16 protein-coding genes and 1 pseudogene are annotated in these 16,354 nt (G+C 58.2%); 8 read left to right on the forward strand and 9 right to left on the reverse strand.

The features are described 5' to 3' along the window. Positions 1–70: 70 nt before the first annotated feature. The 4 genes from F8N80_RS06600 to F8N80_RS06615 form a co-directional block, all read right to left on the reverse strand. Positions 71–898, reverse strand: a complete 828-nt coding sequence (locus tag F8N80_RS06600) for an arylamine N-acetyltransferase family protein (RefSeq protein WP_150783503.1) — start codon at positions 896–898, stop codon at positions 71–73. A gap of 112 nt (positions 899–1,010) precedes the next feature. After that, entirely contained in the window at positions 1,011–1,805 is a 795-nt protein-coding gene (locus F8N80_RS06605) for an exodeoxyribonuclease III (protein WP_150745285.1), read from the reverse strand. A gap of 91 nt (positions 1,806–1,896) precedes the next feature. After that, positions 1,897–2,688 (reverse strand): lipopolysaccharide biosynthesis protein, encoded by a 792-nt coding sequence (locus tag F8N80_RS06610; protein ID WP_150745286.1) that lies wholly within the window; start codon positions 2,686–2,688, stop codon positions 1,897–1,899. A gap of 46 nt (positions 2,689–2,734) precedes the next feature. Continuing rightward, positions 2,735–4,486: a L,D-transpeptidase family protein gene (locus F8N80_RS06615; RefSeq protein ID WP_150783504.1), complete on the reverse strand. Its 1,752-nt coding sequence runs from the start codon at positions 4,484–4,486 to the stop codon at positions 2,735–2,737. A gap of 79 nt (positions 4,487–4,565) precedes the next feature. On the opposite strand from F8N80_RS06615, the gene F8N80_RS06620 reads away from it, so the two are divergent. Further along, positions 4,566–5,270 (forward strand): murein L,D-transpeptidase catalytic domain family protein, encoded by a 705-nt coding sequence (locus F8N80_RS06620; RefSeq protein ID WP_150745288.1) that lies wholly within the window; start codon positions 4,566–4,568, stop codon positions 5,268–5,270. A 116-nt stretch (positions 5,271–5,386) separates the two neighbouring features. Here the strand turns inward: F8N80_RS06620 and F8N80_RS06625 are convergent, their stop codons facing one another. Beyond that, complete coding sequence (locus F8N80_RS06625) at positions 5,387–5,662, reverse strand: hypothetical protein (RefSeq protein ID WP_150783505.1); 276 nt, start codon at positions 5,660–5,662, stop codon at positions 5,387–5,389. Between the two features lie 59 nt (positions 5,663–5,721). Between F8N80_RS06625 and F8N80_RS06630 the strand changes: the two are divergent. Continuing rightward, a pseudogene (locus F8N80_RS06630) lies at positions 5,722–5,889 on the forward strand (transporter substrate-binding domain-containing protein); the annotation flags it as partial. Positions 5,890–5,895: 6 nt separating this feature from the next. Here the strand turns inward: F8N80_RS06630 and F8N80_RS06635 are convergent. The 4 genes from F8N80_RS06635 to F8N80_RS06650 all read right to left on the reverse strand — a co-directional run bounded on the left by F8N80_RS06635 (position 5,896) and on the right by F8N80_RS06650 (position 8,159). Beyond that, entirely contained in the window at positions 5,896–6,132 is a 237-nt protein-coding gene (locus F8N80_RS06635; protein ID WP_150783506.1) for a hypothetical protein, read from the reverse strand. 161 nt (positions 6,133–6,293) lie between these two features. Further along, positions 6,294–6,701, reverse strand: a complete 408-nt coding sequence (locus tag F8N80_RS06640) for a hypothetical protein (RefSeq protein WP_150745290.1) — start codon at positions 6,699–6,701, stop codon at positions 6,294–6,296. Positions 6,702–6,725: 24 nt separating this feature from the next. After that, positions 6,726–6,953: a hypothetical protein gene (locus F8N80_RS06645; RefSeq protein WP_150745291.1), complete on the reverse strand. Its 228-nt coding sequence runs from the start codon at positions 6,951–6,953 to the stop codon at positions 6,726–6,728. Positions 6,954–7,181: 228 nt separating this feature from the next. After that, positions 7,182–8,159 (reverse strand): NAD-dependent epimerase/dehydratase family protein, encoded by a 978-nt coding sequence (locus tag F8N80_RS06650; RefSeq protein WP_150783507.1) that lies wholly within the window; start codon positions 8,157–8,159, stop codon positions 7,182–7,184. 671 nt (positions 8,160–8,830) lie between these two features. On the opposite strand from F8N80_RS06650, the gene rfaH reads away from it, so the two are divergent. The 6 genes from rfaH (at position 8,831) to F8N80_RS06680 (ending at position 16,349) form a co-directional block, all read left to right on the forward strand. Beyond that, positions 8,831–9,340: a transcription/translation regulatory transformer protein RfaH gene (rfaH, locus tag F8N80_RS06655; protein WP_150783508.1), complete on the forward strand. Its 510-nt coding sequence runs from the start codon at positions 8,831–8,833 to the stop codon at positions 9,338–9,340. A 116-nt stretch (positions 9,341–9,456) separates the two neighbouring features. Next, the gene (locus F8N80_RS06660; RefSeq protein WP_150745294.1) at positions 9,457–10,611 is read left to right on the forward strand and encodes an outer membrane beta-barrel protein; all 1,155 of its coding nucleotides are present in this window, start codon (positions 9,457–9,459) and stop codon (positions 10,609–10,611) included. An 11-nt stretch (positions 10,612–10,622) separates the two neighbouring features. Next, positions 10,623–11,156, forward strand: a complete 534-nt coding sequence (locus tag F8N80_RS06665) for a polysaccharide biosynthesis/export family protein (protein ID WP_150745295.1) — start codon at positions 10,623–10,625, stop codon at positions 11,154–11,156. A gap of 2 nt (positions 11,157–11,158) precedes the next feature. Next, positions 11,159–13,474, forward strand: coding sequence for a GumC family protein (locus tag F8N80_RS06670; protein WP_150745296.1), 2,316 nt, complete (start codon positions 11,159–11,161; stop codon positions 13,472–13,474). Between the two features lie 104 nt (positions 13,475–13,578). Beyond that, the gene (locus F8N80_RS06675; protein ID WP_150745297.1) at positions 13,579–14,970 is read left to right on the forward strand and encodes an undecaprenyl-phosphate glucose phosphotransferase; all 1,392 of its coding nucleotides are present in this window, start codon (positions 13,579–13,581) and stop codon (positions 14,968–14,970) included. Between the two features lie 47 nt (positions 14,971–15,017). Then, positions 15,018–16,349, forward strand: coding sequence for a UDP-glucose dehydrogenase family protein (locus tag F8N80_RS06680; RefSeq protein ID WP_150783509.1), 1,332 nt, complete (start codon positions 15,018–15,020; stop codon positions 16,347–16,349). The last annotated feature ends 5 nt before the right edge of the window (positions 16,350–16,354 follow it).

Raw genomic sequence — 16,354 nt, forward strand, 5'->3', positions numbered from 1 at the left:
CAACCGAGCGCTCCTTTAGAGCAGCGTTGAAGCGAGCTGGACCTGCCCGCGGATCCCGTACAGCCATGAACTAGCCGGGCTCGATCAACCGCCCAAGCACCCTCTTCAACCTTGCATGCTCCGGCACGCGAATCCCGAACTCGCGCTCCAGCAGCGCCACCAGTTCGTCTACATCCGCCACCTGCCGCCGCACGCTCTCGCTGCCGACCCGATGAATCGCAAAGCTGCCGTTGTTCAGCGTACGCCGCCATCCCTCCCCCGTTCGCGCCACCATCAGTTGTTTTCTGAATGATGATTCGGGATGGGTCGAGACGTACCAGTTGCCGACGGTGTAGTCGATGTCGTCCTGGCGTTGCAGGTCGAAGATGTACATCGCTTTCCACTCCCCGGCGACCTTGGCGCGCAGGGTGTAGCCGTCGTCATGCCGCTCGATGCGATAGGGTTCGTGGGGGGTGAGCTGTTCGTCCGTCGAATCGAGTCTCAGCGGTGCGGTGGGCACCATGCCGCCGAAGCCGACGTCGGTGATGTAGCGCACGCCGTCCAGGGTCACCAGGCTCAAGCGGTGCGTGCGAGCAGTCCACGCCCCTTCGGGTTGGCCCATGACTACCCGGCCGGAGATGCCGCGCGCGTCGAAGCCCAGCGCCTGGAGCAGGGCCAGGTACAGGCTGTTGAGTTCATAGCAGTAACCGCCGCGCCCGTCGAACAGGACTTTTTGCTCCACGGACGGTAAGTCGATGAGCACCGGCTCGCCGGACAAGGTGGTGAGGTTTTCGAACGCAAAGGCGCCGGTGTGACGCAGCTGCAACAGGCGCAGGGTTTCCAGGTTCGGTGCCGGAGGGGCGTCGAAGCCCAGATGTTGCAGGTACAACGCCAGGTGGGTCAGCCGTGGCTCGCTCATTGCTCGATCCTTATGCAGGGGGCCGCGGATCTCTCCGCTGTTGGCCGCCATGTATAAGGGAAAAACCGGTTCGACTGACAATTGATTTAGCCAATCGCCACCCGGGTAAAAGTCAGCGCCGCTTGCGCGAACCCAGTCGAATCCAGGTCGGCGCATGATCGCTGGCATGGGGTTCATTACGCACCCAGGCGTCGACGCCCGCTTCTTGCAGATAAGGGCTCGATGCCGGGTTCAGCAACAGGTGGTCGATACGCAGCCCCGAGTTTTTCTGCCAGTGCTGTCGGAAGTAATCCCAGAAGGTGTAGAGGCGATCTTCCGGATACAGATGACGCAGGGAATCGGTCCAACCCTGATCCAGCAACCGCTGATAACACTCGCGGCTTTGAGGTTGCAGCAGCGCATCCTTGAGCCAGGATCGCGGGTTGTAGATGTCCAGGTCGGTCGGCACCACGTTGTAGTCACCCGCCAGCACCACCGGGTGTTCGCTGCTCTGCAGATCCTTGGCATAGGTGATCAGCCGTTCGAACCATGCCAGCTTGTAATCGAACTTCGGCCCCGGCTGCGGATTGCCGTTGGGCAGGTACAGGCAGCCCACCAGGATGCCGTGCACGGCAGCCTCCAGATAGCGACTGTGGCTGTCGCTGTCATCGCCCGGCAAACCGCGCCGACTCTCCAGCGGTTGCGCACCCCGCGCCAGAATCGCTACCCCGTTCCACGACGACTGGCCTTGCCAGATCGAGCCGTAGCCAGCCGCTTCAAGCGCTGCGGCGGGAAATGCGCTGTCGACCGACTTGAGCTCCTGCAAGCAGGCAATGTCCGGTTGCTCCCGCTCCAGCCACGCCAGCAGGTTCGGCAGCCTGGCGCGCATGCCGTTGATGTTGAACGTCGCGATTCGCAAATTCTTCATGGGCCAACGCTCCTGATGGCGGGGTGTCTAGCGTGTGACACCTGCGCGTTTCGGTGGTTGCGTCGGTAGCCACATGCGACGATGGGCCTCTTCAAAGCATCCTGTCGATCTGGTCCAGCGTCACCCGGGGCACGAGCTCATCGGGAATCCGTGACACTTCGGACAGGTTGTAGACCTGAAAATCATCATCCATCACGTACTTCGACAAGATCTCGAACGACGGCCGGATTCTCGTATAAAAGTGATCATCGAGGTTGCAGGGCGAAACAACGGTGCCTGCCCCTTCATAAAAGCGACCTGCCGACTGATCCAGGTCGACGCCCACCAGGAACACCTTGGTGAACCCCACGTGATAGGCAATCTGCAACGCCAGGTAGGCCACCGTACGGGCATCAAAAAAGCCTCGCTTGAGGTTCTTGCTAAAGCCCAGGCTGCGATTACGGCCAGTTCCCAGCTTTCGTCTTCGGACCAGTTCTTTATCCCGCCCGAAAATCAGTTCGTTCCAGGAAAGTTTGGGCGCCGGGGTCAGCAAATACAGCTCGCCCTCGGGCGCAAGCGCTTCATACCTGATGAGGTCTTTCCATAGGGCCAGCCGCCGACTGAGGCGCATGGCTTGCGCAAAAAGATCCGGCTGTTGTCGGCAAAAGGCGTCGTCCGTGCAGGCGTAAAAGAACGGTTTGATACCAGGCTGGACGAACATCGAGATAGCCCCGTTCATGGTAATCATCGGAACGTCGGCATACTTCTCCAGCGGGAAATCTTTCGCGGACGGCCCCGATGCAATGATAAACACCGGACCCGTTTGAATATTGCGACACTCATCGAAGTCACGCACATCCAGTTGACGTGCAGTGGAAGACGGTTTTTTTTGCGCAACATCCATCTTCAGACTCCCTCCTATAACCTCATGAGTCCAGCACCTTTCCTGGTTACTGTTGGCTTTGCCCCGCCACAACCTCGGGACTACCTGCTCGCTGCCAATCCAGAACGGGTAGTTGCAAAGGCCTGTTCAATCCCCGAAGTACGGCCGAGTCGTACCCGTAAATGTCGGGTTTGAAAATCACCCGACCATCGTTACTCAGGTCTACCGTCCAATACGCCAACAACACCGGCACCTTGACTGGAAGCCTGATGTTTTCGGTTTTGCCCTTGGCCAGCTGCGCCTGGATTCCGGCAGCATTCCAGCGAACCGGATCGTTAAACAGTAGCTCAACCAATTGCAGCGGGTTTTCCACCCGTATGCAGCCAGAACTGGTGGCACGGAAGGTTTTGGCAAACAGCTCCCGATGCGGCGTGTCGTGAAGATAAATCGCATAGTCGTTGGGGAACCGGATCACCACCTGGCCCAGGGAGTTTTCCGCGCCGGCATCCTGGCGCAGGGTGAGGCCGCGCGGGTTGCCCCAGTCGACGCCGGCCGGATCGAGCACACTGCCTTCTCGATCCAGGACCCTGATGTGGTTGGCGGCCAGGTAGCCAGGATTGCTGCGGATCTTCGGCAGCATATCCTGAACCAGGATCGTCGGTGGAACCGTCCAGGTCGGGTTGAAGGTGACGTAGGTAATTTCGGACTGGAACACCGGCGTACTGCGAAACGGCTTGCCGACCTGTACCCGTGAACGCCATATCGCCTTGCCGTCGCGGTAGAACGCCACTTTGTAGCCGGCGATATCAACGATGACGAACGTGCCCTGCAGCTTGTACAGCAACCAGCGAGCGCGCTCCATGTTCACCCGAACCTGGTCGATCCGCGCCTCGACGGGCACGTTCAAGGTCGCCAGCGTCGCCGCCCCCGCCACACCGTCCGCCCCCAGGTAATGCTCGGATTGATACTTCTTCACCGCAGCGATAACCGCTTCGTCGTAATTCGTGCGCGGCGAGCGTTGCGCAGCCAGATAGCCACCCGCCACCAATCGGGCCCGCAACTGCGCAACCGCCGCGTTATCCATGCCGGGCTTGAGCGACTGGCCTTCGGCAACCTTCGGCCAACCACCCATGTCCCGCACTTTGCGCAATTGCGCCAGGCCCATCCGCAAGCTGCCATAAATCGGCTCTTGCGGCGGCGCTTGCGCAAACGCCCGTGCCACATCATGGCTGTCGAGCGCGGCGAAGAAATGATTCACGTCTTCACGGGGATCGACGCCCACAGGGTCGAAGTTCCAATGCATGTCCAGTCGCGAAGGGTCGACCTTGCCGCGCCGCAACTGCAGCAGCGCCGTAATGAAGGTACGGGTGGCCGCCATATCGAACGCTGCTCGTTGCGCCGGGGTGGGCACCATGGACTGCATGAATGTTTGCGCCCCGGCCAGCTCGGTAATGCGGAAGTCCGCGGGGTCCAGCCCGTCGATGTGTGTTTCGCCCAGGCTTTTCAACAACTGGGCAACGTCGCTGTCGTGGGTCCAGGCGGCGCGATAACCGCGATGGCTATAAAAATCCATCACCACCCGGTTCACATCCACCCGCTGATGACGCGGCGAGGTGAGCAGCGGCGGGAACGCAGTCGCCAGTGGCACCAGCTCGGCCTGGATCGCCTGAGCGACGATGTCATCAGGTGCCGCCTCGATCATGCTGGCAGCTGGAGATGACAGCATAATCGGCGACGTTTGCCCTTGCGCTGCACCGCTGATCAGAAAGACCATAAAAAAAACACGGCTTATGACGAATAACCTTGTTAACTGCACCATGGATAATCCTTAATCTCCACATTCAACAACTAGCATCCCACACACTGCTAGACTCGAAACTATCCTATGAGACCCGAACATGGCGCTAGACCGCTTTGGCATTGTAATCACGGCCCTGCTGCTGAGCTCCATCTCTATACCCGCAGCCTACGCTGATTCGCTTGAAGCCGCGCTGATCAAAGCGGCTCCCCACGCCAACGCCAAAGTCATTGGACTGGCGGTACGTGCCTCCCAATGTAGCATCGCCCAGGGCAAAGCCCCGGTGCAAAGACTGGCAGTGATCGATTATTCACTGCCCTCTACTGAACAGCGGCTATGGGTTTTTGATCTGAAGAAGCGCAAGTTGCTGTTCCACGAACTGGTGGCTCACGGTCGTAACAGCGGCGAAAACATGGCGGTCAAGTTCTCCAACCAGAACGAAAGCTTTGCCACCAGCCTCGGCCTGTACCGCACCCAGGCGAGCTATGTCGGGCAGAACGGCTACTCGTTGCGCATGGAAGGACTGGAGCCGGGCTTCAACGACAATGCGTTTGACCGGGCGATCGTTATCCACGGTGCACCTTATGTCAGTCCGGTGCTTGCGCGGGCAAATGGGCGGATCGGTCGAAGCCTGGGTTGCCCGGCGGTACGACCGGCCATTGCGCACAAGCTGATCGACTCGATGAAGGATGGGCAGTTGCTGTTTTCCTACTATCCGGACCAGCGCTGGTTGAAGTCTTCTTCGTATATCAATTGCGGTGGCGCTACTGTCGCGTCGTCGTCCAGGTCGACGACCCGCCAGTAAGAACACACCCCGGCACCCCATCGCCCCTGCAGGGGGCTGTCCCACGCTGCGATCTTTTGATCTTGACCCAAAAGATCGCAGACTTGCGTTACGCAGGCCTCGCGCCCGAACGTGATCTATACCGTTGCCGTCGGCAAACTCTCCAGGGTATCGGTGCGCAGGGCGAACTCATGGGCTTCAATCCTGGAACCTACCTGATACTCCCCTGCGCCGACCTTGAAGAATGCATTGAACAGCACCCCTTGATTGATCAGCTGGACCACAAATTCGACCGGGGCCCAACACCATTGGCTTTCATTTTTTCCACAAACGAATACCGAGATAACACTCCCGCTTTCACCATCGGTTTTTGTCTTGGATACGTAAAACTGAATACGTTTTGAATCGTTCATTTCAGCAGTCCTTGCTGTGTGTATCGGAGTGACGAATGATAGTTTCATCATCATGCATCGCGGTCAATCCGACCCGGTTCATGCAGTATGGGGAGAAGGCGTATCTGCTGCCGCGGGATGACATCAGCTGGAAGTTGTATGTCGATCAGTGGCTGCATCTGGCCAAGGTGACGGGGAATTATCAGAAGGTTCCGGGGCAGTGGTTGGCGGTGCCCGAGACTAAATAACGGACATCAACCGGGGTGATCGACCACCTTGATCTGCGTCAGCCCTACCCGCTCAGCCTGCTCTAATACCTCCTCCGGTGTCGCGTCCGCAGTGGGCATGATCAGGCTGTTCTCTGCATCCCCAAAATGCAGCTGTAGCAGGTGCATCGCCGCCTCATGCACGGACAGCTGAGGCTGCTTGAGTTCGAACAGGTGCGTGCGGGGCTCGCCGTTGAACAGGTATTCCAAGGTGTATTTGCGCATGGTGGGATCCTCGTAATGGCAGAAGTGCAGCCAAACATCCTGACTAAATGGTCAGTTTTCAGTTCAACTGCTCGGCTTACCCTGTTCATGCAGAGGCCACCCTTGGTTCAATCAATGAAGTCGGGGTATTCCTTTCCAGAACTATCGGCCATCGGCGCTGACTATCTGATGTTGCCGGAAACTGTCTTGGTGTCACCCTTATGAACCTTGCAACTCACATCACCCGACATGGTGGTGACATCGCCATTGATATCACCACTGTCGACATGGCCACTCATTGTGCGGACGCTGCCTACATTGCCGGTGACCTGAACCTTGCCAGCGGCCGTTTCAACCGAGGTGGCGTTACCGTTCACAACGACGCTGACCGGACCTGCCAATGGCACATTCTGCTCAACGCCATCGACCACCACCCTGTTGCCGTCAACGCTGATGTTTTTCCCGGTGTAGGTAACACCATTGATGGTCACGGTAGCGCCGCCCGTGGCAACTTCAAGCTCGCGGGCCTGGGCAAAGCACGAGAGGTACAGTGCAGCGATCATCAGGGCCAGTTTCTGGGTGGTCGACATTTCACCGCTCCTTCTTTGAAGTGGTTACAGCATAGTCGTTTTTCTTTTAATGTTGAGCATTTCTGAAATCGCGACTTTTTGTTTAACTGCTCTATCGGCAATAAGAAAAGCCAACGCTTGCGATTGAGAGGCGCAAGGGACAACTGTTTCAGTCTCGTACTCAAAGATCTGATCGCTCAGACCATAAAGCATCGGTGAAATGTTAGCCATGAAGGAATCCAGCCCAGTAGTTTCGATGTTATCACGCTTCATTTTGTCACCTGTATTTGTACAATACATACACAGAGCCGATTATCAGACTCGGCAACGAGGACAGGTTTATTATTTACGATTAATAAGCCTGAACAAGCTATTTATTCGCCTCAATTATCTTGTTGGTCTCTAACCGGGGAAACGAAAACCGTATCGACAAATCAACATCAGTCCCTATGACGGCCATCACCGCCTGATCGCCGGACGTGTCACAACCCGTCGCCGGCTTCAGACCTGATAGTAGCTGCGATACCACTTCACGAATTGTTCCACACCAGCCTCGACCCCCACTTGCGGCTTGAAGTCGATCCACGCTTGCAGTGCGCTGGTGTCTGCCCAGGTCTTGACCACATCACCGGCCTGCAGCGGCATATAGTTGCGCCGGGCTGTCAGACCCAGTGACGACTCCAGGCACTCGACGAAGTCCATCAACGCCATGGGCAAGCCACGACCGATGTTGAACAGCCGGTTGCAACCTGCACCGGCCTCGACCGCTACCGGCACACGGGTGCGCAAGCGGGCAATGCTTTCGACGATGTCGTCGATGTAGGTGAAATCCCGCGCCATTTCGCCCTGGTTGTAGACGTCAATCGGCTGGCCATGGAGGATGGCTTCGGTGAATTTGAACAGCGCCATGTCGGGCCGGCCCCAGGGACCGTAGACGGTAAAGAAGCGCAAGCCACTGGCCTTGAGGCCATACAGATGGCAGTAGCTGTCGGCCAACAGCTCATTGGCGCGCTTGGTGGCCGCGTACAACGAAACCGGGTGGTCGACGGAGTCTTCGACGCTGAAAGGCAATTTACTGTTGCTGCCGTACACCGAACTGCTGGAGGCGTAGATCAAGTGCTCAGGACGATGGTGCCGACAGGCTTCCAGCACATTGAGGAAACCCACCAGATTCGATTGCCCATAGACATCTGGGTTGTCCAGCGAATAACGCACACCAGCCTGGGCCGCCAGATGCACCACCTCGGTAAACCGGTGCTCGCCGAACAGCGCCATCAAGGCCGGTTTATCGACGATGTCCATTTTTTCGAAACGAAAGCCCGGCAAGCACGCAAGCCCTTCAAGCCGTGCCTGCTTGAGCGTGACCTCGTAGTAGTCGTTGAGGTTGTCGAGGCCGACCACCTCGTGACCGTCCAGGCACAAACGCCTGGCCGTATGAAAGCCGATGAATCCGGCGGCGCCGGTGACCAGGACGGTCATGAAGCAGTCGCCTGTGAACTGAGCGGCCTCTCGATCCGGATACATTGCACGGTCATGTTCATAGCCTGCTCCATTGCCCGGCGCTCAAGCTGAGGCAGTTACTTATAACCCTATGTCTGTAACAGGTCCAGACCCACTTACCCTATCGATGAAAAAATTATTTTTTAAAACAACTACTTGCCAGTCACCCCTAAACTTTTGGATCAAAGGCATGTCTTTTGACTGGCAACGTTTGACAGGCCCGACAGACTAGTTGATAACTACATCGGCCTATCAAAACCAGGCCAACATCGGAGCACTAGTCGGCATTCGCCGATCCAAAGGGAACACTAAAGCAACTATTGACTTTAAGGGCCCTATTACACGGACTGTGCGGTAGCTTTGGCCCGGACAAATACTCGAATGGTCCCATCAAGTTGCGTTGGGTAGCACTAGGACGTACAGGTGTCCGTGCACTACGGCCGCGGATGTTTTTATCCTCCTTACGACGATGGGCATCCCGGTAAAGACTCGAGCGTAACATGTTTCATTATTGACACACACTTTCTCCCCATAAAAATAATTATGCTGGGCTCCACATCTCCAACACCGCCTACTAGCAAGCATGAAGGCTGCTGATGCTAGAACGGATAACGATGCTTAAACTTTCGCTGAGTACGGAGTTTGCAAGCATGCTAACTAACAACACCGATGGCTCTAGTTGGTACCTGCTCCAGTGCAAACCGCGTCAGGATGACCGGGCACAAATCAACCTGTTGCGGCAGAGCTACGATATCTTTCGCCCGCAACTCACCACCGATCGGCTGATCCGCGGCAAACCGCAGAAGGTTTCCGAATCGCTCTTTCCAGGCTATCTGTTCGTTCGTTTAAGCCACGATGCCAACTGGACGCCGATACGCTCGACCCGCGGGGTCAGCCGATTTGTCGAATTCAATCGCGGCCCTGCGGTGGTGGCCGATAACGTGATAGAGCATCTGCGTACGCGATGCCTGACATCCGCGGCGCCCGGCATTGAAGAACTTCAACCCGGCCAGACATTGCGCATAATCCGGGGGCCGCTGTCACCTCTGGAGGGTGTCTTTTTGTCAATGCTGGGCGCGGAACGGGTCATGTTGCTACTTCAATTCCTCAATCGGCAACAGTCCATCTGTATTCCGCTGAGTGATCTCGCCCCCCAATAAATCACTTGCCGGCAAGCGTTAACACTCAATATTGGATCCATACCAATCTTGCACTGATCGTGCTCACCCCGCGTCCACCACGCCTGAGCACCACTTTCCAGGAGCAATGATAGGCCATGAAGCCCCTCCCCCCCTTGTCGATTATTATGGTCAGCCTGTACCCGGGCTATGCCTGGTGCGTTGATCCCCAGAACATCGATATCTATGGATTGAACTTCACTCCGACGCTGACTTTTTCGGAAGCTTTCGACGATAACATCCGCGAGCTCGACCACAATGTGCAGTCGTCCATGGTCACGCGCATCGCGCCCTCCTTCGAGCTCAAGGCGCAAGACCGCAACAGCGCCACCCGGTTGATCTGGCAACCGACCCGCAACATCTATCACGATGAATCCGACGCCTCCAGTACCGCACAACGTGTGCAACTGGCCAGCATCATGGAATTCACCGACCGGCATCGTCTGAAACTTGAGGGGGAATGGCGCAAATACGAGCGAACGACCGACACGGCGGTGGATGGTATCAATGACAAGATTCAGAACAGTCAGGCCAACGGTCTCTATACCTACGGCGCTAAAAGTGCTGCCAATCAAATTGATCTGGGGGCCAGTTACGCACAACTTCGCTATGACAATTCCGGGGGGATCAACGACGACAAGGAACGCGACACCACCGAGCTGACCACCACCTGGTACCACCGCATCGGCAGCAACACCCGTGGTCTGTTGGAGTACGACCACACGATCTTCGACTACTTGCAAGCCAACAGCCCCCGCAGCAGCAAATCCGATGCCCTGCTCGCCGGCGCCGAATGGGATTTCACCGCTCGCACCACCGGCAAAGTCCGGGTTGGCTATGAGCGCAAGAATTTCGATGACAGCGAGTCCAAGGACCTCGATAACCCGACCTGGCAGGTGGATCTGCAATGGAAACCACGTACCTACTCGACCTTCACTGTTCTGGCCCGCCAGGCCATGGCGGAGGGTGACGATGGCGCCGATGCCGTCAAGGCCACCTATGCCCAGCTCGGCTGGCGTCATGGCTGGACCGAACGCATCACCGGCGTGACGGAAATCGGTGCAGGTCGCGACGTCTACGAGGGGCAGGACCGGACCGACGACCTGCGCGATTACCACCTGGCTCTGGTGTACGAAATGCGCCGCTGGCTGGACATTGAAGTCGGCTATCGCTACCGCGACGACAATTCCGATGCCGACAACGAAAGCTACGAACGCAACGTGTTCCAGGTCAGCTTCGACATCAGTCTCTGAGGAGATTTTCCATGAACACACGCATCCTTGGCCTATTGCTCGTGTTGTGTCTGATCCCTGTCTCACACGCCGCCGATCCCGGTACCCAGTACAAACTGGCGGCCGGCGACGTTCTGCGCATCACGGTTTTCGGCGAGCCGGAGCTGAGTCTCAAACGGATTCGTCTCAACGATGCGGGGACGTTTTCCTACCCCTTTCTGGGGGAAATTTCCGCCAAGGGCCTGACCCCCAACCAGGTCGAAAAGATCATCGTCGACGGACTCAAACAGGGTTACCTGATCGACCCCAAAGTCAGCCTGAGCCAGATCGAATACCGCGCCTTTTACATCAATGGGGAAGTGCAAAAACCTGGCAGTTATCCGTTCGTACCGGGGCTAACCCTGGACAAGGCCATCGCCCTGGGCGGCGGCCTGACCGAACGCGCCTCGATCAAGCGAGTGACGATCGTGCGCGGCGATGACGGCCAGACGCTGACCGACAACATTACCCGCAGCACCGTGATTGCTCCGGGTGACACCATCTCCATTGCGCAAGGCTTTTTCTAATCATGGACAACAGCCCTGGCACCTACGTCGAACGTCCGCTTCAAGCGGCTGCACCTGTGCAGCACAGCGAAGAAAAGGACACCATTGATCTGCTCAAACTCTGGAGAGTGGCCTGGCGCGCCAAATGGAACATCGGATGCTGCGTACTGCTGAGCAGTGCACTGGCCATAGCAGTGGTGTCGACCATCACCCCGCAGTACATCGGCAGCACCACCCTGCTGATCAAGGATACGACCCCGCCGCCGCTGAACTTCCAGCAGACGACCGACAAGGGCGGCCCAACCCCCGACTACCTGCAGACCCAACTGGCACTCCTGCAGTCGCGGGAGCTGGCGGAACGGGCGGTCAGGAAACTCAAGCTGACAACCCATCCGGTGACCGACCCCCGCCAGCAACCGCAGTCCTGGTTCAAACCGCGCCAGTGGCTGGCGGACCTTAACCATGGCCAATGGTTACCGGGCCTGGGATTCCTGACGCAGGCAGCGACGACGCCCACGGAAGAAGACGTGTTCAATGAAGTCACGCGAAACTTCATGCGCCATGCCAGCGTCAAATTCGTCGGCAAAAGCCAGTTGATCGAAATCCAGGTGGAGTTGCCAGACCCGCAACTGGCGGCAGCCGCCGCCAACGCGCTGGCCCAGGGTTTCCTCGACAGTCAGTTCGATACCAGCCAGAAATCCTCGCTGACCACCACCAGCTGGATGAACACACGCCTGATCGAGTTGCGCGACAACCTGCGCAAGGCCGAGGACAAGCTTCAGGCCTACCGTGAAGAACAGGGTCTGGTGGATGTCGACGGGGTCGCCACCATCAGTGCCAACGAACTGCAAATGACCGGCAATCGCATGATCGACGCCCGCCGAAACCGCGCGGAAGCCGAAAGCCAATACCGTCAGGTGCAGGGCCTGGGCAGTGGCGGCGACCTGAGCAGACTCTCCAGCGTCCCTGCCGTGCTGAGCAACCCGCTGGTGCAGCAGTTCCAGGCCGAACTGGCCAAGGCCCAAGCCAGGGTCGAGGAGCTGTCGGGACGTTATGGTCCGAAACACCCCAGCCTGCTCTCCGCCCGTTCGGAGCTACGCACTGCTTCAGACAGCCTGCGCATCCAGGTCAGGCAGGTGATCGCCGGCATCGAACACCAATACCGGCTGGCGGTGGCCAGCGAAGAGGCACTGCGTAAATCCTTCAACACCAACAAGGCACAAATACAGGACATCTCGCGCAAGGAATTCCAGCTGCGCGAATTCCAACGGGAGGTCGACAGCAGCCGGGCGCTGTATGAAACCTTCATCACCCGGCTCAAGGAAACCGCGGCAACGTCTGACATGGACTCGACCAAGGCGCGCATTATCGATTCCGCCATCGTGCCTCTGGAAGCCAGCAAGCCGCGCAAGACCCGGATCGTGGCGATTGTCGCTTTGGTGGCCGGGGTGATTGGTCTGGCAGTGGCCTTATTGTTCGACTACCTGAACAACACCTTCAAGAGCGACGACACCATCGAAAGCACGCTCAACATACCGCTGCTCAGCGTGGTGCCCTTGGTGGCGAAAAAAAGCCGGCGACAACTGGCGCGCCTGTTTGACGACAACGACAATCCGCGATTTTCCGAAACCATTCGCAACCTGCGAACCTGGTTGATGCTGCAGGACAGTGATACGCCATCGCAGGTTGTGCTGGTGACCTCGACCGTGCCCGAAGAAGGCAAAAGCACCATTGCCAACAACCTCGCCAGCTCACTCACGTCGCTGGAGCGTGTGCTGCTGATCGATGCCGACATGCGCCAACCCACCCTCTCGCTGAACTTCGACTTTGCGCCCGACAGCCCCGGTCTGGCCAACGTGATTGCCGGTACGGCACGCCTCGAAGAGTGCATTCGCACCGTGGGTAATCTCGACATGTTGACCGCCGGCAATATCTCACCGCCGTCGCTGGATCTGTTCAGCTCACCACGCCTGCCGTCACCGCTTGCAAATAACGACCCGTTACGCCAGCCGCCACCCCAGGATCTGCTCAGTTCGCCGCGCCTGGCATGCATGCTCGAAGTACTCAAGACGCGTTACCGGCACATCATCATCGATTCGCCGCCAGCGGAAATGGTCAGCGATGCGCTGTTGCTGGCTCAGCATTCGGATGCGGTGATCTACGTGGTCAAGGCCGACAGCACGCCGGTGAGCCAGGTGCAGAAGTACCTCGCCATGCTGCAACAAAGCCACGCGCCGGTGTTCGGGGTGGTGCTCAACCAGGTCGACCTGCGCAAGGCGCGCAAGTATGGCTACAGCCATTCGCAAAGGTTCTACAACTACGACTTCGCCCCCAGGTAACCACGGGCACGCAGCCTGTTTGCCGACGTTTGATCTCACTCCAATCGATAACCGCCAGCGCCGTTGCCGTGCTGGCGCGTCATCCATGTAAAGAGATTGAGTCGATGACTCCGCAAATAACCGCTCAAATGGCGCACCGCCGGGGGCTGACCTTCTGGGGGCAGTGGCTGTGCGCGATCGTTCTGATCAACCTTCTACTGATGCTGCTGGTGTATTGGCGGGTCGGCAGCCTGGCCAGTGAATACCGCGTGCTGATGACGCTCACCGTGCTCGGTTCGGTACCGATCTACAGTGCCATGCAGGTTTATCACAAACGTCACGGCCTGTTGAACGGCCTCGGTCGGTTGCTGGCCGGCTGGCTGATCCTGCTCGCGGTACTCATGACTATCGCCTTTATCACCCAGACCAGTGTGAGGTTTTCACGCCAGGTCATCATCGTCTGGGCAATCATGGGCTTCGTGGTCCAGGCGGCGAGTTTTCTGCCGCTGCACTTCCTGGCCCGACTGCATGCGCGCAAGGTCTGCCAACAGCGCCGTTCCATCATCATCGGCACTTGCCCGACCGCCGACGAGCTGGCCAGAAAACTTACCCAGCCGGATCAAGCGCGGGTATTGGGTTTCGTCGCCACCGAAGATCTGACCGGCCCCGCCCCCAGTGTCCTGCCGTTGCTCGGTCGCGTCTGCGAGACCCGCGACATCATCTCGCGCTTGGATATTCGCCGCGTCTATATCGTTCTGCCAATGGCGCAGGCCGCCCTCATTGAAGCCTTGTACATCGATTTGCTGGACATGAACGTCGACGTGGTGTGGATTCCGGACTTGGGCAGCATGGTACTGCTCAACCAGTCGATCTCCGAAATCGAGCGCATGCCGGCGATCTACCTCAACGAAAGCCTGATCAGTTCGCATCCCGGCAGCCTGCTCTGCAAGGAACTGTTCGAACGCAGCCTGGCCGCCGTGGCCATTCTCCTGTTCAGCCCGTTGCTGGTGGCCGTGGCGATTGCCGTCAAGGTCACTTCGCCAGGTCCGGTGCTGTTCAAGCAGAATCGTCACGGCCACGACGCCGAAATCTTCCAGGTCTGGAAGTTTCGCTCGATGCGCGTGCACGACGATCAACAGGTGCGCCAGGCCACCCGCGACGATGACCGCGTAACCCCGCTCGGACGCTTTCTGCGCCGCTCTTCGATCGATGAATTGCCGCAACTGTTCAACGTGCTGTTCGGCCAGATGGCCCTGGTCGGACCGCGCCCGCATGCCGTCACCCACAACGTCTATTACACCGGCAAGGTGCGCGCCTACATGGCTCGTCATCGGCTCAAGCCCGGCATCACCGGGCTGGCCCAAATCACCGGACATCGGGGTGAAACCGAGACCGTGGAAAAAATGCAGCGGCGCGTCGCCCAGGACCTCAACTACATCAACCAATGGTCGCTGTGGCTGGACATCAAGATCCTGCTCAAGACGCCGTTCACCCTGTTTTCCAAAGACATCTACTGACGTTGTGTCCACGTGGATCGATACCACGAAGCCCGGAGGTTTTCCCGATGAATGTGAGCGTATTCGGAATTGGCTATGTCGGCCTTGTACAGGGGGCCGCACTGGCGGAAGCGGGCCACAACGTGCTGTGCGTGGATGTCGACGCCGCCAGGGTACAGGCACTCAGGGATGGCACGCTGCCGCTTTATGAACCAGGCCTGAAAAGCCTGGTTCGCGACAACTACCAGAGCGGACGCCTGCAATTTGGCACCGACCTTGTCGCCGCCGTACACCACGCCCAGTTGCAGTTGATCGCCGTCGGCACGCCACCGGACGAAGACGGCTCGGCCGACCTGCAGTATGTGCTGAGTGTGGCGGACACCATCGCCCACCACATGCAGTGCCACCAGATCATCGTCGACAAATCCACGGTCCCGGTCGGTACCGCCGACCGGGTGCGAGCGCACATCAATCAGGTTCTGGCGGATACCGATCGCAGTGACCTGACGTTCGACGTGGTCTCCAACCCGGAATTTCTCAAGGAAGGCTGCGCGGTTGAAGACTGCATGCGCCCGGACCGCATCATCATCGGCACCGACAGCCCGCATGCCGAAGCGGTCATGCGCGAGTTGTACGAACCCTTCAATCGCAACCGCGAAAAAATCATCGTCATGGACGCGCGCAGCGCCGAACTGACCAAGTACGTCGCCAACTGCATGCTGGCGACGAAGATCAGCTTCATGAACGAAATGGCCAACCTCGCCGAAAAGCTCGGAGCCGACATCGAGATGGTGCGCCACGGCATCGGCTCCGATCCCCGCATCGGTTATCAATTCATCTACCCGGGGCTGGGTTATGGCGGATCGTGCTTTCCCAAGGATGTGCAGGCACTGATACGCATCGCCACCAACGTCGACTTCGACGCCCGTGTGCTCAAGGCGGTCGAGACGCGCAATAACGAACAGAAAACCATGCTGTTCAGCAAGATCTTCAATCATTTCGACGGCGCGCTGCGGGGCAAGACCTTCGCCTTGTGGGGCTTGAGCTTCAAACCCAACACCGACGACATGCGCGAAGCCCCCAGCCGGGTCTTGATGGAGGCCTTATGGAAAGCCGGGGCAAGGGTCCAGGCGTTCGACCCCAAAGCGATGGAAGAAGCCCAGCGTATCTATGGCGCGCTTGATGACCTGACGCTGGCGGGCACCAAGGAAGCGGCCCTGAAAAATGCCGATGCCCTGATCATCGCGACCGAGTGGCAATCGTTTCGCGCACCGGACTTCGACCTGCTCAGTCAGCAACTGGCGCAACCGGTGATTTTTGACGGACGCAATCTGTTCGACCCGCAGCGCTTGAAACATCGTGGTTTCACCTACTACTCAGTAGGCCGCCAGACACTCTAATGATG

It is taken from the genome of Pseudomonas fluorescens (genome assembly GCF_902497995.1).
In the GTDB taxonomy this organism is placed as follows: domain Bacteria; phylum Pseudomonadota; class Gammaproteobacteria; order Pseudomonadales; family Pseudomonadaceae; genus Aquipseudomonas; species Aquipseudomonas fluorescens_BK.